At 63.5% G+C, this 24,062-nt stretch carries 26 protein-coding genes; 6 read left to right on the top strand and 20 right to left on the bottom strand.

The window, feature by feature from the left end; translation table 11 throughout:
• Window positions 1–11: 11 nt before the first annotated feature.
• Both KFO72_RS18465 and KFO72_RS18460 read right to left on the bottom strand, forming a co-directional pair.
• The gene (locus KFO72_RS18465; RefSeq protein WP_060599319.1) at window positions 12–683 is read right to left on the bottom strand and encodes an SCO family protein; all 672 of its coding nucleotides are present in this window, start codon (window positions 681–683) and stop codon (window positions 12–14) included.
• A 69-nt stretch (window positions 684–752) separates the two neighbouring features.
• Window positions 753–1,520, bottom strand: a complete 768-nt coding sequence (locus KFO72_RS18460; RefSeq protein WP_225032717.1) for an SURF1 family protein — start codon at window positions 1,518–1,520, stop codon at window positions 753–755.
• An 87-nt stretch (window positions 1,521–1,607) separates the two neighbouring features.
• Here KFO72_RS18460 and KFO72_RS18455 point away from each other — a divergent pair, with 87 nt between their 5' ends.
• A complete protein-coding gene (locus KFO72_RS18455; protein ID WP_054929621.1) occupies window positions 1,608–1,817 on the top strand; it encodes a twin transmembrane helix small protein in 210 nt (69 codons plus the stop codon).
• Window positions 1,818–2,170: 353 nt separating this feature from the next.
• On the opposite strand, the gene KFO72_RS18450 is transcribed toward KFO72_RS18455, so the two are convergent.
• The 8 genes from KFO72_RS18450 to KFO72_RS18415 all read right to left on the bottom strand — a co-directional run bounded on the left by KFO72_RS18450 (window position 2,171) and on the right by KFO72_RS18415 (window position 9,518).
• Window positions 2,171–3,028, bottom strand: coding sequence for a cytochrome c oxidase subunit 3 (locus KFO72_RS18450; RefSeq protein WP_054929620.1), 858 nt, complete (start codon window positions 3,026–3,028; stop codon window positions 2,171–2,173).
• A gap of 157 nt (window positions 3,029–3,185) precedes the next feature.
• Complete coding sequence (locus tag KFO72_RS18445; protein ID WP_007579648.1) at window positions 3,186–3,392, bottom strand: DUF2970 domain-containing protein; 207 nt, start codon at window positions 3,390–3,392, stop codon at window positions 3,186–3,188.
• Between the two features lie 37 nt (window positions 3,393–3,429).
• Complete coding sequence (locus KFO72_RS18440; protein WP_225032716.1) at window positions 3,430–4,044, bottom strand: cytochrome c oxidase assembly protein; 615 nt, start codon at window positions 4,042–4,044, stop codon at window positions 3,430–3,432.
• Window positions 4,045–4,112: 68 nt separating this feature from the next.
• Window positions 4,113–4,250, bottom strand: a complete 138-nt coding sequence (locus KFO72_RS18435) for a cytochrome oxidase small assembly protein (protein WP_007579644.1) — start codon at window positions 4,248–4,250, stop codon at window positions 4,113–4,115.
• A 147-nt stretch (window positions 4,251–4,397) separates the two neighbouring features.
• The gene (gene ctaD / locus KFO72_RS18430; RefSeq protein ID WP_035986814.1) at window positions 4,398–6,011 is read right to left on the bottom strand and encodes a cytochrome c oxidase subunit I; all 1,614 of its coding nucleotides are present in this window, start codon (window positions 6,009–6,011) and stop codon (window positions 4,398–4,400) included.
• 47 nt (window positions 6,012–6,058) lie between these two features.
• Window positions 6,059–7,732, bottom strand: a complete 1,674-nt coding sequence (gene coxB, locus KFO72_RS18425) for a cytochrome c oxidase subunit II (RefSeq protein ID WP_225032715.1) — start codon at window positions 7,730–7,732, stop codon at window positions 6,059–6,061.
• Between the two features lie 76 nt (window positions 7,733–7,808).
• Window positions 7,809–8,288: a DUF2244 domain-containing protein gene (locus KFO72_RS18420; protein ID WP_035986818.1), complete on the bottom strand. Its 480-nt coding sequence runs from the start codon at window positions 8,286–8,288 to the stop codon at window positions 7,809–7,811.
• A gap of 270 nt (window positions 8,289–8,558) precedes the next feature.
• Complete coding sequence (locus tag KFO72_RS18415; RefSeq protein ID WP_060599321.1) at window positions 8,559–9,518, bottom strand: methyltransferase domain-containing protein; 960 nt, start codon at window positions 9,516–9,518, stop codon at window positions 8,559–8,561.
• Window positions 9,519–9,606: 88 nt separating this feature from the next.
• Between KFO72_RS18415 and KFO72_RS18410 the strand changes: the two genes are divergently transcribed.
• Both KFO72_RS18410 and trmL read left to right on the top strand, forming a co-directional pair.
• Window positions 9,607–10,413, top strand: coding sequence for a ComF family protein (locus KFO72_RS18410; protein ID WP_060599322.1), 807 nt, complete (start codon window positions 9,607–9,609; stop codon window positions 10,411–10,413).
• A gap of 30 nt (window positions 10,414–10,443) precedes the next feature.
• Window positions 10,444–10,914 (top strand): tRNA (uridine(34)/cytosine(34)/5-carboxymethylaminomethyluridine(34)-2'-O)-methyltransferase TrmL, encoded by a 471-nt coding sequence (gene trmL, locus KFO72_RS18405; protein WP_225032713.1) that lies wholly within the window; start codon window positions 10,444–10,446, stop codon window positions 10,912–10,914.
• Here the strand turns inward: trmL and KFO72_RS18400 are convergent.
• The 5 genes from KFO72_RS18400 to KFO72_RS18380 all read right to left on the bottom strand — a co-directional run bounded on the left by KFO72_RS18400 (window position 10,887) and on the right by KFO72_RS18380 (window position 13,947).
• A complete protein-coding gene (locus tag KFO72_RS18400; protein ID WP_225032712.1) occupies window positions 10,887–11,438 on the bottom strand; it encodes an O-acetyl-ADP-ribose deacetylase in 552 nt (183 codons plus the stop codon). The two genes, trmL and KFO72_RS18400, sit on opposite strands and share 28 nt — an antisense overlap.
• A gap of 155 nt (window positions 11,439–11,593) precedes the next feature.
• Window positions 11,594–12,592 carry an NAD(P)H-dependent glycerol-3-phosphate dehydrogenase gene (locus KFO72_RS18395; protein WP_225032711.1) on the bottom strand — a complete coding sequence of 333 codons (999 nt, stop codon included), beginning with the start codon at window positions 12,590–12,592 and terminating at the stop codon, window positions 11,594–11,596.
• A gap of 21 nt (window positions 12,593–12,613) precedes the next feature.
• The gene (gene secB, locus KFO72_RS18390) at window positions 12,614–13,084 is read right to left on the bottom strand and encodes a protein-export chaperone SecB (protein WP_054929612.1); all 471 of its coding nucleotides are present in this window, start codon (window positions 13,082–13,084) and stop codon (window positions 12,614–12,616) included.
• 177 nt (window positions 13,085–13,261) lie between these two features.
• Window positions 13,262–13,525, bottom strand: a complete 264-nt coding sequence (grxC, locus tag KFO72_RS18385) for a glutaredoxin 3 (protein ID WP_035986834.1) — start codon at window positions 13,523–13,525, stop codon at window positions 13,262–13,264.
• Window positions 13,522–13,947 carry a rhodanese-like domain-containing protein gene (locus tag KFO72_RS18380; protein ID WP_054929636.1) on the bottom strand — a complete coding sequence of 142 codons (426 nt, stop codon included), beginning with the start codon at window positions 13,945–13,947 and terminating at the stop codon, window positions 13,522–13,524. The genes grxC and KFO72_RS18380 overlap by 4 nt, the downstream gene beginning before the upstream one ends.
• A gap of 151 nt (window positions 13,948–14,098) precedes the next feature.
• Here KFO72_RS18380 and gpmA point away from each other — a divergent pair, with 151 nt between their 5' ends.
• The 3 genes from gpmA to KFO72_RS18365 all read left to right on the top strand — a co-directional run bounded on the left by gpmA (window position 14,099) and on the right by KFO72_RS18365 (window position 17,759).
• On the top strand, window positions 14,099–14,845 hold the full coding sequence (gene gpmA / locus KFO72_RS18375; RefSeq protein WP_054929611.1) for a 2,3-diphosphoglycerate-dependent phosphoglycerate mutase: 747 nt from the start codon (window positions 14,099–14,101) through the stop codon (window positions 14,843–14,845).
• 418 nt (window positions 14,846–15,263) lie between these two features.
• Window positions 15,264–16,862: a S41 family peptidase gene (locus tag KFO72_RS18370; RefSeq protein WP_054929610.1), complete on the top strand. Its 1,599-nt coding sequence runs from the start codon at window positions 15,264–15,266 to the stop codon at window positions 16,860–16,862.
• 138 nt (window positions 16,863–17,000) lie between these two features.
• A complete protein-coding gene (locus tag KFO72_RS18365; RefSeq protein WP_062915085.1) occupies window positions 17,001–17,759 on the top strand; it encodes a HesA/MoeB/ThiF family protein in 759 nt (252 codons plus the stop codon).
• 31 nt (window positions 17,760–17,790) lie between these two features.
• Here the strand turns inward: KFO72_RS18365 and ptsP are convergent, their stop codons facing one another.
• The 5 genes from ptsP to gshA all read right to left on the bottom strand — a co-directional run bounded on the left by ptsP (window position 17,791) and on the right by gshA (window position 23,313).
• On the bottom strand, window positions 17,791–19,533 hold the full coding sequence (gene ptsP / locus KFO72_RS18360; protein WP_054929635.1) for a phosphoenolpyruvate--protein phosphotransferase: 1,743 nt from the start codon (window positions 19,531–19,533) through the stop codon (window positions 17,791–17,793).
• 231 nt (window positions 19,534–19,764) lie between these two features.
• Window positions 19,765–20,034 (bottom strand): HPr family phosphocarrier protein, encoded by a 270-nt coding sequence (locus KFO72_RS18355; protein ID WP_035986843.1) that lies wholly within the window; start codon window positions 20,032–20,034, stop codon window positions 19,765–19,767.
• Between the two features lie 63 nt (window positions 20,035–20,097).
• Window positions 20,098–20,613, bottom strand: coding sequence for a PTS sugar transporter subunit IIA (locus tag KFO72_RS18350; protein ID WP_054929608.1), 516 nt, complete (start codon window positions 20,611–20,613; stop codon window positions 20,098–20,100).
• A gap of 280 nt (window positions 20,614–20,893) precedes the next feature.
• The gene (gshB, locus tag KFO72_RS18345; protein ID WP_054929607.1) at window positions 20,894–21,850 is read right to left on the bottom strand and encodes a glutathione synthase; all 957 of its coding nucleotides are present in this window, start codon (window positions 21,848–21,850) and stop codon (window positions 20,894–20,896) included.
• 173 nt (window positions 21,851–22,023) lie between these two features.
• A complete protein-coding gene (gene gshA, locus KFO72_RS18340) occupies window positions 22,024–23,313 on the bottom strand; it encodes a glutamate--cysteine ligase (RefSeq protein ID WP_035986848.1) in 1,290 nt (429 codons plus the stop codon).
• Window positions 23,314–24,062: the final 749 nt, after the last annotated feature.

Below are 24,062 nucleotides of genomic sequence, written 5' to 3'. Positions count from 1 at the left end.
CTCGCGGCACTTTAGCCGATACCCGAATTTCTGAGCAGTTTCGTGACATCGCCCTTGATCTTGCTCGGGTTTGCGTCTTTCGGGAAACGCATCATCAGGTTGCCGTTCGGGTCGACCATGTAGATGTGGTCGGTGATCTGCGTGCCTTGATCGGCGGGCAGCCATGCGCTCACTTCCTTCGGATCGGCGATCAGCATCTCCGTGTCCTTGTACGCGTTATCGACGACGTCAGGCACCTTGCCGGGATCCGTGCGAAGAAACACGTTGACGATGCGCTCGCGTTCGCCCGCCTGCGTGGCGCGCACCTGGCGCATGAAATACAGCTTCGTCACGCAAGGCTTGTCGCACGCGCTGCTGTCGACGGAAATCATCAACCAGCGGCCGCGCAACGATGCGAGCTTGATCGGCTTGCCGTCCTCGCCTGTGACGACGAGCGCTTCGGGGATCGGGCGTTGCGGATCGATCAGCGTGCCGTAGCTCGTCGTGCTGCCCTTCGGCTTGATGACGTAATACGTGAAATACGACCCGATCACGGGCGCCGCGCAGACCAGCGCGATCAGCAGCAGCATCCAGCGGCCGCGCTGCCACGAGCCTGTGCCGTTCGGTTGACCCGGAACCTTATTTTGCTCGCCATGCGCGCGTCGCTGTCCGGTTTGCTGCGAACGGGGGTTTTGCGTCGACACTCCTGATCCTCTTTTCATGATGGCGCCTGCATCGCGCCTGTAAGCTGCATCCGGGCAACGCGTGAAGCATCACGCGCGGGGCGCCTGTCCGTTGCCGGCCGCGTCGCCCTCTTCCAGTCCCTTGCTCTCGATCCGGTTCGCATTCTTCGCTGCACGCCGGGCCGCATACAGGCCGAAAACCACTGCGGCAGCGGCGATGCCCCACCACTGGGCCATATAGCCATAGTTGCGTTCGACCCCCGACGTCGGCATCGGCCAGTCGCGCACGAGTTTGTCGCCGTCGTCGCTGGTCTGCTGGATCACGAACGGCTGCAGCGGCAAGCCCGTTTCCGCCGCGTACGACGCGACGTCGAGATTCTGGCGTATCGTCTGATGCGCGGCCGAGCCGCCCTCGCCGAGTTCGTACGCCCGGGTTGCGTCGGCTCGTGCGATGCCTTCGATTTCGATCTCGCCCTTCGGCGTATCGTACGGCGCGATCGCCGTGCGTTCGTTCATGTTGCGCGGCAGCCAGCCTCGATTGACGAGCACAACGCCGCCGTCGCGCAGTTTAAAGGGCATCACGACGTAAAAGCCCGGCTGATCGTTATACGGGCGATTATCGAGGTACACCACTTGCTGCGGCATAAACTGTCCAACCGCACGCACGCGATGAAACTCGATGTCCTTCAGCGCGACGGGCGCGGCGCCCACGGTCTGGGCGGGCGCGTTCTCGAACTGCGTGATCTGCGCCTGCAACGCTTCCTTCTGATGCGCGCGGTCGCGCTGCCAGAAACCGAGCCGCACGGTCACCGCGACGACGATCAGAATCAGCAGCGTCGGTATGAGACGAATCTTCATCGCGCGATTCTGGTCGGAACACGAACCATTGCGTGCGGTGCGATAATGAAATCGTTGCGTCCGCTTTCCTGAATTTCAGTTGGTTCCATGCACATTCTCGTTCCCATCGCGTTCGTTCTGATCATCGCCAGCATGGTGTCCGCGCTGTATTTCATGATGCACGACCGGGGCAGAACGAAGCGCATGGTCTGGTCGCTCGCGACACGTGTTGGCCTGTCGATTACGCTGTTCCTGTTCATCCTGTTCGCAAACTGGATGGGCTGGATTCATTCGACGGGCATTCCGTACGGACGCTGACGGCACACTGGCAACGCGTTCGGCGGCGGCCGCACACCGCCGCGCCTTGCGCCGGCGTGACGCGAGCCGTCTCAATTTGACGGCGAAGTATGCCACTTAATTTCGCGCCGATCAGGCAATACACCGTTACGCGATCGGCGAAATCCTCACACCATCGAAGCAAAACGCCGCCCTGACGGGGTCGAGGGCGGCGCTCCTAAGTCTTTCCGATACAGCACTCACAACTGAACGCTCGACGTTCACGGCACGCCACGCCCCAACTGCTTGTGGGCAGCCTGCGGCGCCTTTCTGCGTCGATATGACGCACGAATCGACGCATACGCCGCGCAGGCTCCGTGGCGTTCCAACGACGCTTACAGCCAGTACACGACGACGTACAGACCCAGCCACACGACGTCGACAAAGTGCCAGTACCACGCCGCGCCTTCGAACGCGAAGTGATGGTCGGCCGTGAAGTGGCCGCGGATCATTCGCACCAATACGACGGCCAGCATCGTGCCGCCGAGGAACACGTGAAAACCGTGGAAGCCCGTCAGCAGGAAGAACGTCGAGCCGTACACGCCCGATGCAAGCGTCAGGTTCAGTTCGTTGTACGCGTGGAAATACTCGAAGCCTTGCAGGAACAGGAACGAGACGCCCAGCACCAGGGTGGCCGCAAGCCATGCAATCGCTTTCGTGCGGTGATTGTCGCGCAGCGCGTGGTGCGAGACCGTCAGCGTCGCGCCCGACGACAGCAGCAGCGCCGTATTGATGGTCGGCACGGGCCACGGCGTCATCGACTTGAAGTGCGACACGAGATCCGCCGGTCCGATATTCGGCCATACCGCCGTGAAATCCGGCCAGATCAGCTTGTAATCGAGACTGCCGAGCTGGTGCATCGCGATTTCGCGCGCATAGAACAGCGCACCGAAAAACGCGCCGAAGAACATCACTTCCGAAAAGATGAACCAGCTCATGCTCCAGCGGTACGACGCATCGACTTTCTTGCCGTACATCCCGCCTTCCGACTCGGAGATCGCATCGCCGAACCAGTGATACAGCGTGAAAAGCAGCCAAAGCAGACCGATCAGCGCCGTGATGGGCGCCCACGGCTCGCCGTTCACCCACGCCGCAAACGATCCGAGCATGACCAGCAGGCCAATCGCAGCGCTGATCGGATGCCGCGACGGGTGCGGTATGAAATAGTACGGGCTCTCGTTTTGACCGCTCATCGTTGATTCTCCACTTCAGTCCAGTTGTTCTGCTTGGTCCGGTTGAATCCGCAGCCGACTGCGCTGCGCCCCGGCTCTATCTCCAACGGCGCGCTGCGTTGCGCCGCCCTGCTCCATCCATTCGGTTCCGCGAAGACCGCCATGCCGCCTTGCCCTGCTAGCCGACCACCACGCGCACGATCAGGATCAACACCCCGATGAAAATCGCCGCGCCGATCAGCGCCGCGATGATCACGTGCAACGGGTTCAACTGTGTGGCATCCGCTTCCAGATCGCGCCGTTTGCGCACGCCGAAAAACGACCACATCACCGCTTTCATCGACTGGCCGAAACTGCTCTTCCTGCCGCGACCGCTATCGTTCATATCCTCGCCTTCTTTGGGCAAGCGTCGTTGGTACGCGTCAGGCCGGGTCCGCTGCTTTCGCTGCACCGTCCGCCGTCTGACCTGCCGTGCCGCGCGCCGTGGGCGCAGGCGCGTTCAGTTCGAAGAACGTGTACGACAACGTGATCGTCTTCACATCTTTCGGCAGTTTCGGATCGACAACGAACACGACGGGCATCCGCTTCGATTCGTTCGCCTTCAACGTCTGCTGCGTAAAGCAAAAACACTCGATCTTCTTGAAGAACTCGGTAGCCTGCTTCGGCGCGTAGCTCGGGATGGCTTGAGCCTGGATGGTGCGCGCCTGCTGGTTGCTCACGTCGTACATCACCGTCGTCACTTCACCCGGATGCACGTCGATACTGTTCTGCTCCGGCTTGAATCCAAGCGGTCCGCGCGCATTCGCGTCGAACTCGATCGAAATCGTGCGGCTCATGTCGACCTGCGTATTCTTCGCCTCGCGCGCGGTTGCATCGCGCTGCACCAGGTTGTTGATGCCCGTGACCTCGCAGATCGCGCGATACATCGGCACCAGCGCAAACCCGAAGCCGAACATCAGCAACGCGACGACAACGAGCTTGAACAGCATCGGACGGTTAAAAGAGCGGTCGGCCCCGGCGGGCGGTTGCGTCGACATCGAACTTCCTCAACAGATCACATGCACAGGCGATCCCAACTCGTCACGGCAGGTCAGGTCAGGTCAAGTCACGAAGCAAACCAGACCTGCTTGACGACGGCACCCAGAAAAAAGACGGCGACGACGGCAAGCAGAATCAGACCGAGTCGCAGGTTCCCTGCACGAATTTCTTCAGGCGTACGGCTTTTTTGTGGGTTCCGGGTCATGCTGAAGTTTCTTGATGCTGCGTGCTGCTGGATGATTCGGTTCCGCTTCGGTCCAGCTTCGGTCCCGCTACGGGCCCGCTTCGGGCCCGCTTCGGTCCAGCCAGTCCGCCCCGGCATTGCTCAGCCGGAGCGGACTTCGAAGACGGCTTACTCGACCGTCGGCGGATTTTCGAACGTGTGGAACGGAGCCGGGCTCGGCACGGTCCACTCGAGGCCCGTTGCGCCATCCCACGGCTTGTCGCCGGCCTTTTCGAGTTCGCCGCCGCCGCGATAGGCAGGCAGCGCAACGGCAAACAGGAAGTACACCTGCGCGAGACCAAAGCCGAATGCGCCGATCGTGATGACCTGGTTCCAGTCGGTGAACTGCGCCGGGTAATCGGCATAACGACGCGGCATACCGGCGAGACCGACGAAGTGCATCGGCAGGAACGCGAGGTTGAAGAAGATCAGCGACGACCAGAAGTGGATCTTCCCGCGCGTCTCGTTGTACATCCAGCCCGTCCACTTCGGCGCCCAGTAGTACCAGCCGGAGAACAGGCCGAACAGCGAGCCCGCCACCAGCACATAGTGGAAGTGCGCGACCACGAAGTAAGTGCCGTGATACTGGATGTCGAGCGGCGCCATCGCGAGCATCAGGCCCGTCAGACCGCCGAACGTGAACACGAACAGGAAGCCCACCGCGAACAGCATCGGCGTTTCGAAGGTCAGCGAACCGCGCCACATCGTCGCGACCCAGTTGAACACCTTCACGCCCGTCGGCACGGCGATCAGCATCGTGGCGTACATGAAGAACAGCTGGCCGGTAACAGGCATGCCCGTCGCGAACATGTGGTGCGCCCAGACCATGAACGACAGGATCGCGATCGACGCCGTTGCGTACACCATCGAGCTATAGCCGAACAGCGGCTTGCGCGCGAACGCCGGGATCACCTGCGACACGATCCCGAACGCCGGCAAGATCATGATGTACACCTCTGGGTGGCCGAAGAACCAGAAGATGTGCTGATACATCACCGGGTCGCCGCCGCCTGCCGCGTTGAAGAACGACGTGCCGAAGTGGCGGTCGAACAGCACCATCGTGATCGCGCCAGCCAGCACCGGCATCACGGCGATCAGCAGGTAGGCGGTGATCAGCCACGTCCAGACGAACATCGGCATCTTCATCAGCGTGAGGCCGGGTGCGCGCATGTTCAGGATCGTCACGACGATGTTGATGCCGCCCATGATCGACGACGCGCCCATGATGTGCACCGCGAAGATCGCGAAGTCCATGCCCGGGCCCATCTGCGTGGACAGCGGCGCGTACAGCGTCCAGCCGGCGGCCGTCGCGCCGCCCGGCGTGAAGAACGAGCCGACCAGCAGCACGGCGGCAACGGGCAGCAGCCAGAAGCTGAAGTTGTTCATCCGTGCGAAGGCCATGTCCGATGCGCCGATCTGCAGCGGAATCATCCAGTTCGCGAAGCCGACGAAAGCCGGCATGATCGCGCCGAACACCATGATGAGGCCGTGCATGGTGGTCAACTGGTTGAAGAACTCGGGACGCATGATCTGCAGGCCCGGCTCGAACAGCTCGGCGCGGATGCCCAGCGCCATCACGCCCCCGGACAGGAACATGATGAACGAGAACAGCAGGTACAGCGTACCGATGTCCTTGTGGTTGGTGGCGTACAGCCAGCGGCGCCAGCCATGCGGCGTTTCGTGGGCATGATCGCCGTGAACATGCTCGTGGCCCGCGGCTACATCGTGTCCGATGCTAGACATGACAATCTCCTAAATCTCGAATGCTGCTTTTCTCTGACTGTGACACGTCAGGCCGCTGGGCTGATTTCGACACGGCGTGCTTCCTTCGCGTCCGCACCGCCCGTGATCGTCTCCGGCTTCTTCAAAATAATGTGGTCTTCGGCGATGCCTGCTGCCTTCAGCGCGTCGCGCACGGCTTCAGCGCGCGCCTTGGCGAGCTTCGCGTTTTTATCGGCGGAACCCGTTGCGTCGGTATAGCCCGACAGCGTGAACTTCGCGTCCGGGTGCGCCTTCGCGTAGGCAGCGGCTGCGTCGATGGCGGCTTTCGCGTCGGCGGGCAGCGTGCTCTTGTTCGTTTCGAAGTAGACGCTGGCGGGCAGCGACGCTTGCGGCGCCGATGCCGCCGCGTTGTCCGATGCGCCCGAGGCCGCTGCAGAAGCCGATGCGCCCGCTTCGCCGCTGGCCGCAGCCGCGCCGCTCGCGCCTTCCGCGCCGCTCGCCGCGGCTGCATCCGAAGCGGCAGCCGCCGCCGCGCCCGCCAGGTGATCGCCACCCGCCGGCAGACGGCCGTTGCGTGCATCGGCAACCTGCTTGGGTTGCAGGATGTCGCCCGTGTGGTTGCCCCACGAGTTACGCTCGAACGTGATGACGGAAGCGATCTCGACGTCGTTCAACGTCGGCGCCCACGCCGGCATCGCGTTCTTGCCCTTCAAGACGATGCTCACGTGCTCGGCGAGCGGGCCGTTCGCGACCTTGCTGCCGTCGAGCGCCGGAAATGCGCCCGCGCCCTTGCCCGTCGGCTGGTGGCAGACGGCGCAGTTCGCCGCGTACACCTTGCCGCCGCGCTCCGTCAGTTCGGCGAGCGTGTAGTTCTTGTTGGGATCGTCCTGACCGGCGGCCATTTTCTTCTTCTGGTCGTCGACCCACTTCGCGTAGTCGTCGTCCGACAGCACAGTCACGACCACGGGCATGAACGCGTGTTCCTTGCCGCACAGTTCGGTACAGAAGCCGCGATACGTGCCGATTTTCTCCGCCTTGAACCACGTGTCGCGCACGAAGCCGGGAATCGCATCCTGCTTGACGCCGAACGCGGGCACGTACCACGAGTGCACGACGTCATTGGCGGTGGTGATGATGCGGATCTTCTTGTTGACGGGAACGACCAGCGGGTTGTCGACTTCCTGCAGATAGGTATCCGTCTTCGGCGCGCGGCCGTCGACCTGGCTACGCGGCGTGGTCAGCGTGGACAGGAAGCTGATGCCTTCGCCCGGGCCCTTCACGTAGTCGTACGCCCACTTCCACTGGTAGCCGGTGACCTTGACGGTGAGATCGGCATTCGTGGTGTCCTTCATCGCGACGACCGTCTTGGTGGCGGGCAGCGCCATCAGCACGACGATGATGAACGGAACGATCGTCCAGATGATTTCGACGGTGGTGCTTTCGTGGAAATGCGCGGCCTTGTGGCCCTTCGACTTGCGGTGCGCAAACATCGAATAGAACATCACGCCGAACACGCCGATGAAGATCACCGTGCAAAGGATCAGCATGAATGTGTGGAGGCTGTAGAGCTCTTCGGCAATCCTCGTCACGGGCGGCTGGAGATTGATCTCGTTGACGCGGGGGCCGCCCGGACTGTCGCCGATTGCATGGGCAGCGCCGGCGAACAGCAGTCCGCTAGACGCCAGCACGCCCACGAGGGCTCGCTTGATTGTTTTCATAGCTTCCTTACCCAAATTTTCCATTCAAACCCTCGACCCCGCTGGAAGGCTGCCTCTCGTCTTCTGGAACGGCGCGCGATTCGATTCATTACGCAACTTTTTACGCCTGACACTGCCTGAGCCACAGACGCAGTTCGTCGGCGAATTGTGCGCGCCGATATTGCGCAAGGTGCTGCCCGACCGCGACCGTCTCGCCGCGCGAAACCAGTCTGATCCGGTCGCGCGGCGTCGCTCCTGGTTCTACCCGCACCCAGCACGGGTTGAATTCGAACTGCGTGAGATGCTCGGCGCTGACCTGTTCGATCACGAGCCGGTTGGGAAACAGCCGGATGCGCTCGTAATCGACAGCATGGCGTGCATAGATGGCAAATGCGACACCGACAGCGAGCAGCTCGATACCTGTGAACGGCAACACCAGCCATGCACCGCACAGGACCAGCAGGAATGCTATCAAGAGCGAGAATGCCGCGAGCGACACATAGAAGAACACGAATTGCCGCGGCGAAGCCGAACAGTTGCGCTTCATCAACCAGTCCTTGAGGACGGGTTCTGACTCAGCCAGCAGATCGGTTGCATTCATCGCTGCCTCCCGCGAACCGCCAGTCACCGCATACCGCCAATGCCATTCACGCCCAGCGCAACTACCGCCACCCGAACCGCAAAGGCCTCGGGCCTGTCGCTCCTATTGTGTGAGCTTTAAGCGACAAACTGACGCATTATAGGGCCGATCCAGGGCATCCACAAGCAACGCTCTATCGGCCGAAAAGCCAAGCCACACAAGCCTCTGCGCCGTTTTGACGCAGTTTTCGGGCCGCTAATTTCGAGCATAACGGATGCCCTCTTTACCGCGTCAACGATTGCCCTGCCGCCCTCTTCCGATGTCTTCTATTCGCACGATTCCGTGCCCTTCGGGGGTCATTCTCGGCACCGCCTTCCATGCATGTCCGTAGATCACCTCGAAGGTCAGAGGGATCGTGCCGTCGGCGCGCCGGCGCGCCTCCAGCGCGGCAAGCAGCGCTTTTCGCATGCGCCTCGAGGCGACGCCCGGCGACGTCTCGCGCCGGAACGGATAGGCGCCCCAGCGACGCACGTCGGCAAGCAGCGACTCCGGCGACTTGTACGTGATGGTCAAGGTCTCCTGGTCCATCACGGGAATTTCGAAGCCACTTTCGACAAGCATATCGCCCAGATCGTGCATGTCTACGAAGTCGATTACATGTTTGTGCGTATTGACGCCGTGCGCCGCTTCGATTTCGGCATACGCGCCGCGCAGTTCTTTCAGCGTGTCAGGCCCGAGCGTGCTGAACATCAGCAGGCCGTTGACCTTCAGGACGCGCTGCCATTCGGGGAACACGAGGTCGGGCCGCGAGTGCCAGTGCAACGCGAGATTCGACCAGATGAACTCGAATGCACCCGATGCAAACGGCAACGCGGAAAAATCCGCCTGAGCGAAGCGCGGCCCGCGCGAGCCGAGCGCCTTGCCAAGCGAGGCGGGCAGAAAACGGCGCCAGCTGGTGTCGGTGGCGTCGTGCTGGACCGCGCGCGCGAGCATCGCGCGCGAAAGATCGGCGCCGAACACGGGCGCCTCGGGAAAGCGCTCGCGCAGCGCCGGGAGGTCGTCGCCCGCGCCGCAGCCGGCGTCGAGCACCTGCGCCGGATTGACCTTGATGTAGTCGAGCCGTTCGCGCATGCGTTGGGCGATCTCGCGTGGCAGGAACGCGACGTCGTCGAAGGTCGCCGCCCGGCGGTCGAAAATCTTCCGGAGACGGCGCGAATCATAGGCCGGACGGCCAGTATCGGTGGGAGACACGGTATTCGAGTCGTGCGGACGAAGAGTGCGAAGTATACTCGCTCGATTCCGTCCCTTCAGCGTCAGCGGCCTTCGGAGGCGTATCGATATGCCGAATTGGGCTTTTCGTTGGTCTCGCGCCACCCGTTCCGGGCGACTGCTTCACGAACGGCTCTTCGAGGTCGCGCAACGATCCATCTCGAAACTTCCGGCGCTTGCGCGTTGCGCGCTGCCGAACCCATGTGTGTTGTGCGGCAATATGTCGCATCGGGCGCTGTGCGGCTTTTGCGACGAGGCCTGGTGGAACGAAGCGCGGCTACGCTGCGTCGTCTGCGCGATGCCGTTGAGCAGCTTCCGGCGGGCAAGCGTCATGCATTACCGCTGCGGCGACTGCCTCGCCGCGCCGCCCGCGTTCGACGCGACCGTGGCGCTTGCCGACTACCGCGCGCCGCTGGACGCGCTGGCCGTTGGCCTCAAGTTCCGCGCGCGGCTTGGGCTCGCGCATGAATTCGCGCGGCGGCTCGCGTGGTCCGCGATCGATGCGCTCGACGAACGCGATCGCCCGGACGTCGTCGCGCCCGTGCCGTTGTCGGCGCGGCGGCTGGTCGAGCGTGGCTACAACCAGGCATGGGAAATCGCGCGGCCCTGCGCGCGAGCGCTCGGCATTCGCGGCGACGCGACGCTGGTTCGACGCGTGATCGACACGGCGCCGCAATCGAAGCTCGATCTCGATGCGCGCAGGCAGAATGTCGGCCGTGCGTTCGAAGTGGCAAGGCCGGTGCAGAGCCTGCATGTGGCTGTCGTCGACGATGTGATGACGACAGGCGCGACACTCGATGCGCTGGCTCGCACGCTGAAGGCAGCCGGCGCGCGGCGCGTGACGAATCTCGTCGCGCTTCGCACGCCGAAAAACTAGATTCCGACTCAGTTTCCCCATTCACTGCATATGTTCAACGTCGTTCTCGTCGAACCCGAAATTCCGCCGAACACCGGCAACGTGATCCGCCTGTGCGCAAACACGGGCGCGCGCCTGCATCTGATCGAGCCGCTCGGCTTTCCCCTCGACGACGCGAGAATGCGCCGCGCCGGCCTCGACTACCACGAGTACGCGCAGATGCGCGTGCACTCCAACTGGGACGCGCTGATCGACAGCGAAGGGCCTGACTGCTCGCGCATGTTCGCGTTCACGACGCGCGGCTCCAGCCCGTTCCACTCACATGCGTTCCTGCCCGGCGACTGGTTCGTGTTCGGCGCGGAAACGCGCGGCCTGCCGGACGCCGTACTGAACCGCTTCCCCGACGCGCAGCGCGTGCGCCTGCCGATGCGCCCCGGCAATCGCAGCCTGAACCTGTCGAACACGGTCGCCGTAGTCGTGTTCGAGGCATGGCGTCAGGCGGGCTTCGAAGGCGGCGCCTGAAGGCGTCGTTCGAATTCGGACTGGTAGCGCGCGTGCATCGCTTCGTCGAAGCAGGCGAAGATCACGTGTTCGACAGCAGGCGTGTGCGGCAGCGTGTCGATTACCGTTTGAATGGCGATACGCACCGCTTCGTCGGCTGGGAAACGGTAGACACCGCAACTGATCGCAGGAAACGCGATGCTCTTCGCTTTGGCGTCGCGTGTCAGCTCCAGCGAGCGCCTGTAGCACGCAGCCAGCAGTTCCGCCTCGCTCCGTTCGCCGCCGTGCCACACAGGACCGACGGCATGAACCACATGGCGCGCCTTCAGCCGGTGGCCGCCCGTAATCTTCGCCTCGCCTGTCACGCAGCCTCCCAGTGTTTCGCATTCGCGCAGCAGGTCCGGGCCCGCTGCGCGATGAATCGCGCCGTCCACGCCACCGCCGCCCAGCAATGATGTATTCGCCGCGTTGACGATCGCGTCGACGTCGAGCGTCGTGATGTCGACGATGCGCGCCTCCAGCGTGCAATGGCCAATGGTGAGCATGGGGAAAACCTCCAGATTCGATGCAACGAGCGATAGGAGGTGGACAGCAAAAGAAACGAGCCGTTCGGCGCTGGCCATTACCGGCTGTGTAAAAGACCTTCAGGCAACGTGCTGCAATGGTTGCGGGCCGCGAGGCCCGCTTCGGACAACGGCTGTTATTCAGCCTTCGCGTCGCGGCGCAGCAGCGCGCTAACGGCGTCGCGCGGCGCCACGTTGTTGAACAGCACGTCGCAGACGGCTTCGGTGATCGGCATGTCGATCCCGTGCGACTGCGCGATCGACAGCACGCTCCGCGCGCAGCGCACGCCCTCGGCGACATGCCCGAGCGCGTTGAGAATGTCGTCGAGCGAACGGCCGCTTGCGAGCTGCATGCCGACCGTGCGGTTGCGCGAAAGATCGCCCGTCGCGGTCAGGATCAGATCGCCCAGGCCCGTGAGGCCCGTGAACGTTTCCGCCCGGCCGCCCAGCGCCGCGCCGAGGCGCGACATTTCCGCAAGACCGCGCGTGATCAGCGCCGCGCGTGCGTTCAGCCCGAGACCGAGGCCATCGGCAATACCCGTGGCGATGGCCAGCACGTTCTTCACCGCGCCGCCCACTTCGACGCCGACCACGTCGTCGCCGCTGTAGATACGCATGGCGCCGTGATGGAACGCCGCGACAGTCCGCTCGCGGCAAGCCGCCGACGCACTCGCCACCGTCAACGCGACGGGCAGTCCCTGCCCCACTTCGCGCGCGAAGCTCGGGCCCGAAAGCGTGCCGTTGCTCGCATGCCCGCTCAGCTCTTGAGCTACGACCTGATTCGGCAGCAGTTGCGTGTCCGCCTCGAAGCCCTTGCACAGCCACACGATATGCGCGGGCACCTTGCCCATGTCGCGCATCGTGCGCAGCATGGCGCGCAGGCCCGCGACGGGCGTCGCGACCACGCACAGCGCGTCGTCGGCAAGCGCGTGATCTAGCGCGAGATCGAGATTCGCTTCGAAGCGAAGCGCGGATGGCAACGCAACGCCCGCCAGATAGCGGACGTTTTCATGCGAAGTGGAGAGTTCGGCGATGAGCGCGGCGTCGCGCGCCCAGAGCACCGTGTCGTGCCGCGCGGCCAGATGGCCGGCGAGTGCGGTGCCCCATGCACCGGCGCCGAGAACGGCGACCTTCATACCCGGCACCGGCTGCACGTGTCAGTGATGCGCAGCGCTGCCCGCGCCGGTTTCCTGCGTGGCGATCTGCGCGAGGCGTTGCTCGTACAGTGCCTGGAAGTTGATTTCGGCGAGGTGGATGGGCGGGAAGCCTGCGCGGGTGATCGCGTCGGCGATGTTCGAACGCAGATACGGGAACAGGATGGTCGGGCACGCAATGCCGACGAGCGGATCGATCTGCTCAGCCGGGATGTTGCGGATGTCGAAAATACCTGCCTGCTTCGCTTCGATCAGGAACGCGACCTTGTCGCTGACCTTGGCCGTCACGGTGCCCGTGACGAGAATTTCGAACACCGTGTCCGCGAGGCGCTCGGCCTTCACGTCGACTTCGACTTCGACCGACGGCATTTCCTGCTCGAGGAAAATAGCCGGCGAATTCGGCTGCTCGAGCGACATGTCCTTCAGATAAATGCGCTGGATATTGAAGAACGGCTGGTTGTTGTCGTCGGACATGAGTCTCTACTCCCTAAATTTCGTTGCGGCGGACGGATGCCGCCAGATCTCGTAATGGTGCGAGCCGCCCCGAAGGGCGGCATTCAGCTGGCCGGTGCGAATCCGGCTTTGTTTTTTCGCTGCCGCGCGGCGTCCGACACCGCCGGCACACCGGGCCGACCGCGCTTCAGCGTGATGTCAGGCGACGGCTGCCAGCAGCGGCGTCAGACCGCCCGCGCGATCCAGCGCGGACAGATCGTCGTAGCCGCCGACGTGCGTGTCGCCGATATACACCTGCGGCACCGTGCGGCGGCCCGTGCGCGTCATCATTTCCTGACGGCGCGCCGGATCCTTGTCGATCAGCACCTTTTCGACGTGATCGACGCCGCGCGACTTTAGTAGACGTTCGGCCATCTGGCAATACGGGCACACCTGCGTGCTGTACATGATCACTTTGTTCACTTCGCAACTCCTTGTTTGACGACGGGCATGCCCGCCTGCTGCCAGGCGTTGACGCCGCCTTCCAGCACGTGCACTTCCGCATAGCCTGCGTCGCGCACAATACGTGCCGCCTTGTTCGACTGCTGTCCGTTCTGGCAGACGAGCAGCACCGGGTTGCTCTTATTTTTCACGAGTTGGGCGACTTTCGCTTGCAACTCGCCAAATTCGACGTGGCGCGCCGACGGCAGGTGCCCACCGGCGTATTCCGCCGCGGGGCGCAGGTCGACGACCACGGCGTTGCGCCGGTTGATCAGCTGGGTGGCGGCAGCCGCCGACAGGCCGCCGCGTCCGCGCCGGGAAATCGACGGCCACAGGAGCAATGCCCCAGAGATGAGGGCGACCGCGATCAGTACAAGGTTCGTGTAATCGGTGAAAAACTTCACGGAAGATCCGCCGGAAAAAGAGAAGAAATCGGGATAAATCGGAAAGGGCAATCCGACCATTATAAAATAACCGTCTGACGCGATGGCGACCGCCAGCAGCAGGCTGCGGTGCCGCCCCGATTACCGCTTCCTCACTACCGACCGGCACGACATGTACAAACTCGTTCTCATCCGCCACGGCGAATCGACGTGGAACAAGGAAAACCGCTTCACGGGCTGGGTCGACGTCGACCTGACCGAACAGGGCAACCTCGAAGCGCAGCAGGCAGGCACGCTGCTCAAGGACTCGGGCTATACGTTCGACATCGCCTACACCTCGGTGCTCAAGCGCGCGATCCGTACGCTGTGGCACGTGCAGGACAAGATGGACCTGATGTACCTGCCCGTCGTGCACTCGTGGCGTCTCAACGAGCGACACTACGGCGCGCTGTCGGGCCTGAACAAGGCGGAGACGGCCGCGAAGTTCGGCGACGAGCAGGTGCTGGTCTGGCGCCGCAGCTACGACACGCCGCCGCCCGCGCTGGAGCCGACCGATTCGCGCACGTCGTACAACGACCCGCGCTACGCGAAAGTGCCGCGCGAGCAATTGCCGCTCACGGAATGCCTGAAGGACACTGTCGCGCGCGTCATGCCCATCTGGAACGAATCGATCGCGCCCGCGATCAAGTCGGGCCGCAAGGTGCTGATCGCCGCGCACGGCAATTCGATCCGCGCGCTGGTCAAGTATCTGGACAACATCTCCGACAACGATATCGTCGGGCTGAACATCCCGAACGGCGTGCCCCTCGTCTATGAACTGGACGAAGACCTGAAGCCGATCAAGCACTACTACCTCGGCGATCAGGAAGCGATCGCGAAGGCGCAGGCGGCTGTCGCGAAGCAGGGCAAGGCAGGCTGATCACGGCCATTCCAATGATCGTGACCCGCCGCCATGCCGCTGCGGGTCACGGCGCGCGCGCTTCGCGCGTGCCGTGCGCTTGCCTGACAGCATTGCCATGTAGCCGCCATGCTGACGCCATCATGCGTCGTCGCGAGCCGGTGGGACGTTGCGCCACCCTCCCTGCACGCAAGCAACCCATACCGATGCGCACGCAACCAGGTTGGCAGTGCAGCCCATGCGTGGCGGCGCTTTTGGCGTTGCGGGCGTCCGCCAACGCACAGTCGCTGCGCAGGACGGCAGCGATCCTTAGAACCTCGCAGCGCGACCGCTGTCGAAACCCGATTACCCACACGTACAGGCCGTGCAAGCGTCAAGTTATACTTGTCCGTCCTTTTTCCTTTGACGCTGCCACGCGCTTCCGACCGCAACACACTCTATGCGAAAGAACCTGAAAAATATCGGCCTTATCGCCGCGGGCCTGGCTACCGGCGTTTTTGCAACCCTGCAACTCAGCGCCTCGGCCCAGCAACCCGCATCGGCGGCCACGCCCTTGCCGCTCGACCAGTTGCGCCTCTTCGCCGAAGTCTTCGGGCAAATCAAGCATGAGTATGTGGAGCCCGTCGACGACAAGAAGCTGCTGACGGCCGCGATCAAGGGCATGGTGTCGAGCCTCGATCCGCACTCGTCGTATCTCGACAAGACCGACTACGAAGAACTGCAGGAGCAGACCAAGGGCCGCTTCGCGGGTCTCGGCATCGAAATTTCGCAGGAAGACGGCCTCATCAAGGTCATCTCGCCGATCGAGGACACGCCCGCGTTTCGTGCCGGCATCCGTCCGGGCGACCTGATCACCCGCATCAACGACAAGCCGGTGCGCGGCATGACGCTGGACAAGGCCGTCAAGCAGATGCGTGGCGACCCGGGCACGAAGGTCACGCTGACCATCTTCCGCAAGACCGACGACCGCACGTTCCCGCTTACCGTCACGCGCGCGATCATCAAGGTCCAGAGCGTGAAGTCGAAGATCCTCGCGCCGGGCTATGCCTATGTCCGCATCACGAGCTTCCAGGAACGCACGGTGCCCGACCTCGCAGCCAAGCTGCAGGACATTGCGCGCCAGCAGCCTAACCTGAAGGGCCTGATCCTCGACCTGCGCAACAACGGCGGCGGTCTGCTGCAAAGCGCCGTGGGTGTCGCGGGCGCGTTCCTGCCGCCGGATTCCGTCGTCGTGTCGACCAACGGCCAGATTCCGGACTCGAAGCAGGTCTATCGCGACACCTACGACAACTATCGTCTGCCGTCCTTCGACACCGATCCGCTGAAGAACCTGCCGTCCATCTTCAAGACCGTGCCGATGATCGTGCTGACCAACGCGTACTCGGCGTCGGCGTCGGAAATCGTCGCGGGTGCGCTGCAGGATCAGCATCGCGCGCTGATCGTCGGCAAGACGACGTTCGGCAAGGGCTCGGTGCAGACCGTGCGTCCCATGACAGCAGATTCGGCGCTGCGCCTGACCACCGCGTACTACTACACGCCGAGCGGCCGTTCGATCCAGAACAAGGGGATCCGCCCCGACGTCGCAGTGGATCAATACGCAGACGGCGATCCGGACGACGCACTCGTCACGCGCGAAGTCGACTACTCGAATCACCTTGCGAACACGCAAGACCCGAACGAGAAGAAGGAACAGGAACAGCGCGAACAGGAGCGCATGGACCAGTTGCGCCTGCTCGAAGAGCAGAACGACAAGAAGACGCCGGAACAGAAGCAGAAGGATCGCGATCGCAAGCCGGTCGAGTTCGGTTCCAACGACGACTTCATGCTGCAACAAGGTCTGAACAAGCTCGAAGGCAAGCCGGTGCAGGAGTCGAAGTCGCTGATGGAGCGGCGTCTCGCGCAGAACAAGCCGGCGCAATCGGCTTCGGCGCCCGTCGCTGTGAAGCCCGCGCTGCCTGCCACGCCGACGGCGTCGAACCCGGCCGCGCCCGCTTCGGCGACGCAGCCCGCTTCGCAACCGGCAGTTCCGGCGAAGTAAGCGTCTTGGCTGTCCCAGTGTCTTCGCGGCCCACGTTGCCGCGAAGACACTTTCCTGCGCGCGATTAGAATAACGAGAACCTCGCGCCGTCTCTCTTCACAGCCAGCGCGACATCAACGACACACGCCGCGCCCCGCCATGAACGACGATCAACTCCTGCGCTATTCCCGTCACATCCTCGTCGATGAACTCGGCATCGAGGCTCAGCAACGCTTTCTCGACGCGCACGCCATCGTGGTCGGCGCGGGCGGTCTCGGCTCGCCGGCGGCGATGTATCTGGCGGCGGCGGGCGTTGGCAGGCTGACGCTGGTCGATGCCGATACCGTCGATCTCACCAATCTGCAGCGGCAGATCCTGCATGTGACGAAGTCGGTTGGCCGGTTGAAGGTCGAGTCGGGACGCGACGCGATCGCGCAACTGAATCCGGAAGTGGTGGTGAACGCCGTGGCGGAACGCGTCGACGACGCATGGCTGGACGGCAACGTGCCGCAGGCGACGGTCGTACTCGACTGCACGGACAACTTCGCGACGCGTCACGCGATCAACCGCGCGTGCGTGACGCACGGCGTGCCGCTGGTATCGGGCGCGGCGCTGCGCTTCGACGGCCAGATCAGCACGTTCGATTTCCGCAGCGAAGCGTCGCCGTGCTACGCATGCGTGTTTCCGGAAGATCAGCCGTTCGAGGAAGTCGCGTGCTCGACGATGGGCGTGTTCGCGCCGACCGTCGGCATTATCGGTGCGATGCAGGCGGCGGAAGCGCTGCGTGTGATCGCGGGCATCGGCGAGCCGCTGGTGGGCCGCCTGATGATGCTCGATTCGCTAAGGATGGAGTGGAACACGATGCGCATCGCGCGCCAGCCGGATTGCCCGGTGTGCGGCGAGCGGCATGGTTCGTAACCCCCCACCACTCGCCGAAAGGTAGAACGCGTCAGGCCTGCGCGATGCGGTCCAGCGCCGACTGCACCTCTTCAGGTTCGAACGCCGCGAGCACGTCCGCCACCGGCTTTTCGAGCGCCTTCAGATGCGCGCGCAGAACCTCCTGCTTCACCAGCAGCACCTGGCTCGGATGCATCGAGAACTCCGTCAGACCCATGCCGAGCAAGAGACGTGTGAGCGTCGGGTCGCCGGCCATCTCGCCACAGATCGACACCGGCACGCCCGCGCGCTTCGCCTCGCGCAGCGTGAACGCGATCAGATGCAGCACCGCGGGATGCAGCGGATCGTACAGATGCGCGACCGCGTTGTCGGCGCGGTCGATGGCAAGCGTGTACTGGATCAGGTCGTTCGTGCCTATCGACAGGAAATCGAGCCGCTTCAGAAATAGCGGCAACGCGATCGCTGCGGCCGGAATCTCGATCATCGCGCCGACGCGCACGTTCGGATCGTACGCGAGGCCCGCGTCGTCGAGTTGACGCTTGGCTTCCTGGATCAGGTCGAGCGTCTGGTCGATCTCGCGCGCGTGCGCGAGCATCGGGATCAGGATCTTCACCGTACCGAACGCCGACGCGCGCAAGATCGCGCGCAGCTGCGTGAGGAACATATGCGGCTCGGACAGGCTCCAGCGGATCGCGCGCAGGCCCAGCGCCGGGTTGGGCGCCGTCTCGTACTCGTCGCCGATCGAATCGAGCGGCTTGTCCGCGCCGACGTCGATGGTGCGGATCGTCACGGGCATGCCGTTCATCAGTTCGACGGCACGCCGGTACGCGGCGAACTGCTCTTCCTCTTCCGGCATCCCGTCCTTCTGGTTCATGAACAGGAACTCGGTGCGGAACAGGCCGATGCCCGTCGCGCCCGCGTCGAGCGCGGCCTGCGCGTCGTCGGGCAGCTCGATGTTCGCGCACAGGTCGATGCGCGTGCCGCACACCGTTTGTGTGGGCGAAAACTTCAGGCGCTGTAGCTTGCGCGCTTCCAGCGCCTTCTCGCTCTGCCGGTATGAATACTCTTCGAGCACGATAGGCGCCGGATCGACGATCACGATGCCATGATCGCCGTCGACGATGATGAGATCGTCCTGACGGATCAGCGCGCTCGCATGCTGCACGCCGACCGTCGCGGGAATGCCGAGGCTGCGCGCGACGATCGCCGTATGCGACGTGCGGCCGCCGAGATCCGTGACGAAGCCCTGGAAGGTTTGCCCCTTGAACTGCATCATGTCGGCGGGTGCAATGTCGTGCGCGACCACGATCATTTCGTCGCAGCGTCCGTGAATGCCGTTGACGAGCCCGCCCGTTGCGCCCGCGAGCGCCTTCAGCACGCGCTCGACGACCTGCTCGATGTCGGCCTTGCGCTCGCGCAGGTATTCGTCTTCCACCTCGTCGAAATGACGGGTGAGGCGTTCGAGCTGTTCGGTCAGCGCCCACTCGACGTTGTAGCGGCGCGTGCGGATGAGGTCGATGGTTTCCTGAACGAGCATTGCATCGTTCAGGATCATGGTATGGACGTCGATGAAGGCGCCCATTTCGGAGGGCGCGTCGGCGGCGAGGTCGGCACGCAGCTCGTCGAGCTCCCGATGCACGAGCGCCTGGGCCGTGCGAAAACGCTCCACCTCGCCCTCGATCTGGGTGGGCTCGATCAGATAGTGGTCGACGTCCAGTGCAGCCGGGGCGATCAGATATGCCCGCCCGATGGCGATACCGCGTGACACGGGAATTCCATGCAGCGTGAACGACACGCGCACCTCCTCTAGTTGTGTGATGCCGCGGCAAACCGCTGCAATGCTCTCAGACCCCGACGGTCATTATAAATTCCGCACCGCAGATCGGTGCTGTGCAGCGCAGCATCGAATGTCGCAGCAAGCAGTCAGCAGGAAGCAGTAAGGCGCGCGCAATCCGGCGGACCAAAAGAAAAACGCCGCGACATCGCGCGGCGTCTTGCATGCAGAACGAATGCGGCAGCGGATTTTTTATTGTCCTTCGCCGAATTTGTCGGCGATCAGCTGGAGCAGCGCATCCATGGCATCTTTCTCGTCGGCGCCTTCCGTTTCGATCACCACCGTACTGCCGATTCCCGCCGCCAGCATCATCACGCCCATGATGCTCTTCGCGTTGATCCGCCGTCCGTTGCGGCTCATCCAGATTTCCGACTGAAAATTGGCGGCGAGTTGCGTGAGTTTGGCCGACGCGCGTGCGTGCAGCCCCAGCTTGTTCACGATAGTCGTTTCCTGTTGCAGCATGTGTTGGTCCGATGCGCGGGTGTTGATGTTATCGAGGTAAAGCAGAAATCTTGTGGGCGGTGCTCAGGTGACGTTCCCGCCGCAGCCCGTGTCGCCGCCTGCCTTGCAGCTTTCGACGAGCACCTTGTCCGGCGGCGCGACGGGGAGGCAGTCGTCGGTGTTCGCGACGGCACAGGCGGCCGCCGCCTGCGTCGCCGCTCCGACAGCGTGGACGCCCTTGGTCGCGCCCGCCAGCGCCTTGTCGACGAGCACGTCGAGCGGCGTTGCGCGATAGCAGACGGCGCGCACGAGCATCGGCAGATTGACGCCTGCCAGCACGCGCACATCGGGAATCGACGCAAGCCGGCCCGCGATGTTCGCCGGCGTCGCGCCGAACATGTCCGTCAGCACGAGCGCGCCGTTTTCTTCCCTGAGCCTGTCGATCTCCGCATGCGCGAACGCCACGACCTGGGCGGGATCGCAATCCGCCGACACGTCGATGACGCCGATGCGAGCGGGCAAGCCGCCGTAAATATGAGAGACACACTCGCGAAGCGCGGAGGCGAAGGGAGCGTGCGCAATGATCAGAATGCCTGCCATGTCAGCCTTGCTGCAGAAAACCGCCCGAAAATCGCGGCCATGCTTGCGTTGCGCTGTCTGGCTGCCGAAACAACGGCGCAGACGCGGCGAACGGCACAGCAGGCCATCGAACTCGCCTGAGATCCGACCGCCAAGGGGCCGGATCGCGTGGGCCCTCGCGGGCCGCTTTCAGGGGAGCGGGCATTGTATCAGCCTCATTTTCGCGCTTTCGGCCTTTTCTCGCTTGGCTGGCGGACAGCGCGACGTCCAGAACAGAACATGGCGGCGGACCCGCGCCGCTTCAACCGACGGCCTTCTCTAGCGCGTCGATGAACATCGCCGCCACATCGAAGCCCGTCTGATCCATGATCTCGCGGAAACATGTCGGGCTCGTCACGTTCACTTCCGTCAGCCAGTCGCCGATCGCGTCCAGTCCGACCAGCAGCAGGCCGCGCGACTTCAGCACCGGGCCGAGCGTTTCGGCGATCTCGCGGTCGCGCGCCGTCAGCGGCTGCGCGACGCCCAGGCCGCCCGCCGCGAGGTTGCCGCGCACCTCGTTGCCCTGCGGAATGCGTGCGAGCGAATACGGCACCGGCTCGCCGCCGATCAACAGAATGCGCTTGTCGCCCGTCTTGATCTCGGGGATGAACTTCTGCGCCATCACCGAACGCGCGCCGTCGTGGCTCAGCATCTCGACGATCGAGCCGAGATTCATGCCGTCCGCCTTCACGCGAAACACGCCCATGCCGCCCATGCCGTCGAGCGGCTTCAGGATCACGTCGCCATGCTCGGCGTGGAAAGCGCGCAAACGCGCGGGATCGCGTGTGACGAGCGTGGGCGCGACGAACTGCGGAAACTCGCCGATCGCCATCTTTTCCGAGTGATCGCGAATCGCCTGCGGCTTGTTGAAGATGCGTGCGCCGGCGCGCTCCGCCAGTTCGAGCAGCCATGTGGACGTCACGTATTCCATGTCGAACGGCGGGTCCTTGCGCATCAGCACCGCGCCAAAGCCCGTCAGCGCGCGCGGCTCGACGGGTTGCGCTTCGAACCACAGGTCGCGATGACCGTCCGACTGGTCGCCGACGATCTCGAAGCGGTACACGTTCGCCTCGACGCCGCTGCCCGTCCACGCCAGATGCTGCGGCTCGCATGCGTACAGCGTATGACCGCGCTTCGCGGCCTCGGCCATCATCGCGTAGGTCGAATCCTTGTAGATCTTGAAGCGGGAAAGCGGGTCGGCGATGAAGAGAATGTCCATGGAGTTCCTGAGGCGCCCTCGCGGGCCACACGTTGTTCGTTATAGCGTACGGCGGACGCGTTGACGCCGCGCATCCGCCTGCAAATGCTGCCGCGTTCGACGCGGCGGGAGCGTCAGCCTACCGCGAGCGAGCTGTACGCGCTTGCGGGGTGTCTGTCCAAGATCGAGCCCGATCAGACCTGGATGGCCTCGGGATCGGTCTTCTCCAGTTCCACCGACGCCGCCAGCAGCCCCAGCCGCCCCACCACGCCGTACATGTAGAAGCGGTTCGGCGGCGCGGCGCCCGGCTTCGCGTGGGCATCCGGCAGGGCCGTGTGCTCGAAGCCGAGCGGCACGAAATGCATGCCTGGCGCGTTCAGGTTCTGGTCGCGTTCGCGGCTGCCGTGCACACGGTAGAAGCCGCCCACCACATACCGGTCGATCATGTACACGACGGGCTCGGCCACTTCCTCGCCGATGCGCTCGAACGTGTAGACGCCTTCCTGCACGATCATGTCGTGCACGTCGAGGCCTTCCTTCGTGGTGGACATGCGGGTGCGCTCGCGCTTGGTGAGCGCGGCCACTTCCGACGCGTCGTGCACCGTCATCACGCCCATTCCGTACGTGCCCGCGTCTGACTTGATGACGACATACGGCCGCTCCGAAATACCGTACTCGCGATACTTCTTGGCGATTTTCTTCAGCACGCCGTCGATCGCGTCGGCGAGCGCTTCCTCACCCGTGCGCGCCTCGAAATCGACGCCTTCGACATGCGCGAAATACGGATTGATCATCCACGGGTCGATCTCGACCATCTTTGCGAACTTCTTCGCGACGTCGTCATAGCACGAAAAGTGCGTGGATTTGCGGCGCACGGCCCAGCCCGCGTGTAGCGGCGGCAGCAGGTACTGCTCGTGCAGATTTTCGAGCACGGGCGGAATGCCGCCCGACAGATCGTTGTTCAGCAGAATCGAGCAGGGATCGAAATTCTTCAGTCCGATGCGGCGCGCGGAGCGCTCCAGCGGCTCCAGCACGATTTTCTGGCCGTCCGACAGCGCGATCGTGACAGGCCCGACGATGCTTTCGTCGAGCGTGCCGAAGCGCACGTTCAGGCCCGCCTGACGCATGATCGTGGCGAGCCGCGCGACGTTCTCCAGGTAAAACGCATTGCGCGTGTGACGCTCGGGAATCACGAGCAGGTTCTTGGCGTCCGGGCAGATCTTCTCGATCGACGCCATCGCCGCCTGCACGGCGAGCGGCAGCGTTTCCTGCGGCAGGTTGTTGAACGCGCCGGGGAACAGGTTGGTATCGACGGGCGCGAGCTTGAAACCGGCGTTACGCAGATCGACCGAGCAATAGAACGGCGGCGTGTGCTCCTGCCATTCGAGACGGAACCAGCGTTCGATCGCGGGCGTGGCGTCGAGGATCTTCCGCTCGAGATCGAGCAGCGGGCCGTTTAACGCCGTGACTAAATGCGGAACCATTGATCACTCGCAGACTGGAGAAAAAAGATTGTAGAGCAAATGCTTTGCCCATTTGGGGGCGCTTTCTCCATTCGCAAGTTATGGGTGGATGCATTCTCCCTATAGGAACGATAGCCGGAAAATCTGCTGTTTGTGAGACAAGATGATTGCGGTGGTCTGCGACGCTGGGATGGGTTTGCTTGGGATTGTTGCGGGCATCCGCGCCTTGTTTTTGGTGTGTCTGGGATTGTTGCTGGCATCCGCGAATTGTTAGCGTGCTTCAGGCGTTGCCCCTGTGCGGGGCGGCACCTACTTTTCTTTGCCGCCGCAAAGAAAAGTAGGCAAAAGAAAGCGGCTCACACCGCCAGTGCTTGACGTCTGCCCACGGGCCCCCAGCGGCCCCGTCCTGTATGCGGCCGCATCCTTCTCGATGCCCGCTGCCAGCGCTCTCATTGAACGCCTCACCCGCTCCACACTCCCGCGTCCGCCAGATGCGCGATCAAGTCGCCCACGCTCTATAGCGGCAAACTGTGTGTAGGTTTTCGCGGCGGATGCGCGCCACTCCGGACGAAAAGCGAGGTCTGTGTCGTAAGAGCGCCGACGTGTGAAGCGTCACGACCTACACACAGTTTGCCACCTGGGCGGCAGCGACCATTCGCTGCCACTGGTTGCCCTACGGTTGCCTGAAGTGGGTGAGGCATTTGTTCGACGCGCTGGCAGCGGGCATCGAGAAGGATACGGCCGCATACGGGACGGGGCCGCCGGGGGCC

The organism is Paraburkholderia sp. XV (assembly GCF_020177535.1).
Taxonomy (GTDB): domain Bacteria; phylum Pseudomonadota; class Gammaproteobacteria; order Burkholderiales; family Burkholderiaceae; genus Paraburkholderia; species Paraburkholderia caribensis.
Note: the sequence above shows the minus strand (reverse complement) of the source record. Positions and strands in the feature narration are given on the sequence as shown.

Coding starts and splice junctions, on each gene's coding strand:
- KFO72_RS18460 (WP_225032717.1), bottom strand. CDS start 1,520: ATGAAGATTCGTCTCATACCGACGCTGCTGATTCTGATCGTCGTCGCG.
- KFO72_RS18455 (WP_054929621.1), top strand. CDS start 1,608: ATGCACATTCTCGTTCCCATCGCGTTCGTTCTGATCATCGCCAGCATG.
- KFO72_RS18450 (WP_054929620.1), bottom strand. CDS start 3,028: ATGAGCGGTCAAAACGAGAGCCCGTACTATTTCATACCGCACCCGTCG.
- KFO72_RS18445 (WP_007579648.1), bottom strand. CDS start 3,392: ATGAACGATAGCGGTCGCGGCAGGAAGAGCAGTTTCGGCCAGTCGATG.
- KFO72_RS18440 (WP_225032716.1), bottom strand. CDS start 4,044: ATGTCGACGCAACCGCCCGCCGGGGCCGACCGCTCTTTTAACCGTCCG.
- KFO72_RS18435 (WP_007579644.1), bottom strand. CDS start 4,250: ATGACCCGGAACCCACAAAAAAGCCGTACGCCTGAAGAAATTCGTGCA.
- ctaD (WP_035986814.1), bottom strand. CDS start 6,011: ATGTCTAGCATCGGACACGATGTAGCCGCGGGCCACGAGCATGTTCAC.
- coxB (WP_225032715.1), bottom strand. CDS start 7,732: ATGGAAAATTTGGGTAAGGAAGCTATGAAAACAATCAAGCGAGCCCTC.
- KFO72_RS18420 (WP_035986818.1), bottom strand. CDS start 8,288: ATGAATGCAACCGATCTGCTGGCTGAGTCAGAACCCGTCCTCAAGGAC.
- KFO72_RS18410 (WP_060599322.1), top strand. CDS start 9,607: ATGCCGAATTGGGCTTTTCGTTGGTCTCGCGCCACCCGTTCCGGGCGA.
- trmL (WP_225032713.1), top strand. CDS start 10,444: ATGTTCAACGTCGTTCTCGTCGAACCCGAAATTCCGCCGAACACCGGC.
- KFO72_RS18400 (WP_225032712.1), bottom strand. CDS start 11,438: ATGCTCACCATTGGCCATTGCACGCTGGAGGCGCGCATCGTCGACATC.
- KFO72_RS18395 (WP_225032711.1), bottom strand. CDS start 12,592: ATGAAGGTCGCCGTTCTCGGCGCCGGTGCATGGGGCACCGCACTCGCC.
- secB (WP_054929612.1), bottom strand. CDS start 13,084: ATGTCCGACGACAACAACCAGCCGTTCTTCAATATCCAGCGCATTTAT.
- gpmA (WP_054929611.1), top strand. CDS start 14,099: ATGTACAAACTCGTTCTCATCCGCCACGGCGAATCGACGTGGAACAAG.
- KFO72_RS18370 (WP_054929610.1), top strand. CDS start 15,264: ATGCGAAAGAACCTGAAAAATATCGGCCTTATCGCCGCGGGCCTGGCT.
- KFO72_RS18365 (WP_062915085.1), top strand. CDS start 17,001: ATGAACGACGATCAACTCCTGCGCTATTCCCGTCACATCCTCGTCGAT.
- KFO72_RS18355 (WP_035986843.1), bottom strand. CDS start 20,034: ATGCTGCAACAGGAAACGACTATCGTGAACAAGCTGGGGCTGCACGCA.
- KFO72_RS18350 (WP_054929608.1), bottom strand. CDS start 20,613: ATGGCAGGCATTCTGATCATTGCGCACGCTCCCTTCGCCTCCGCGCTT.
- gshB (WP_054929607.1), bottom strand. CDS start 21,850: ATGGACATTCTCTTCATCGCCGACCCGCTTTCCCGCTTCAAGATCTAC.
- gshA (WP_035986848.1), bottom strand. CDS start 23,313: ATGGTTCCGCATTTAGTCACGGCGTTAAACGGCCCGCTGCTCGATCTC.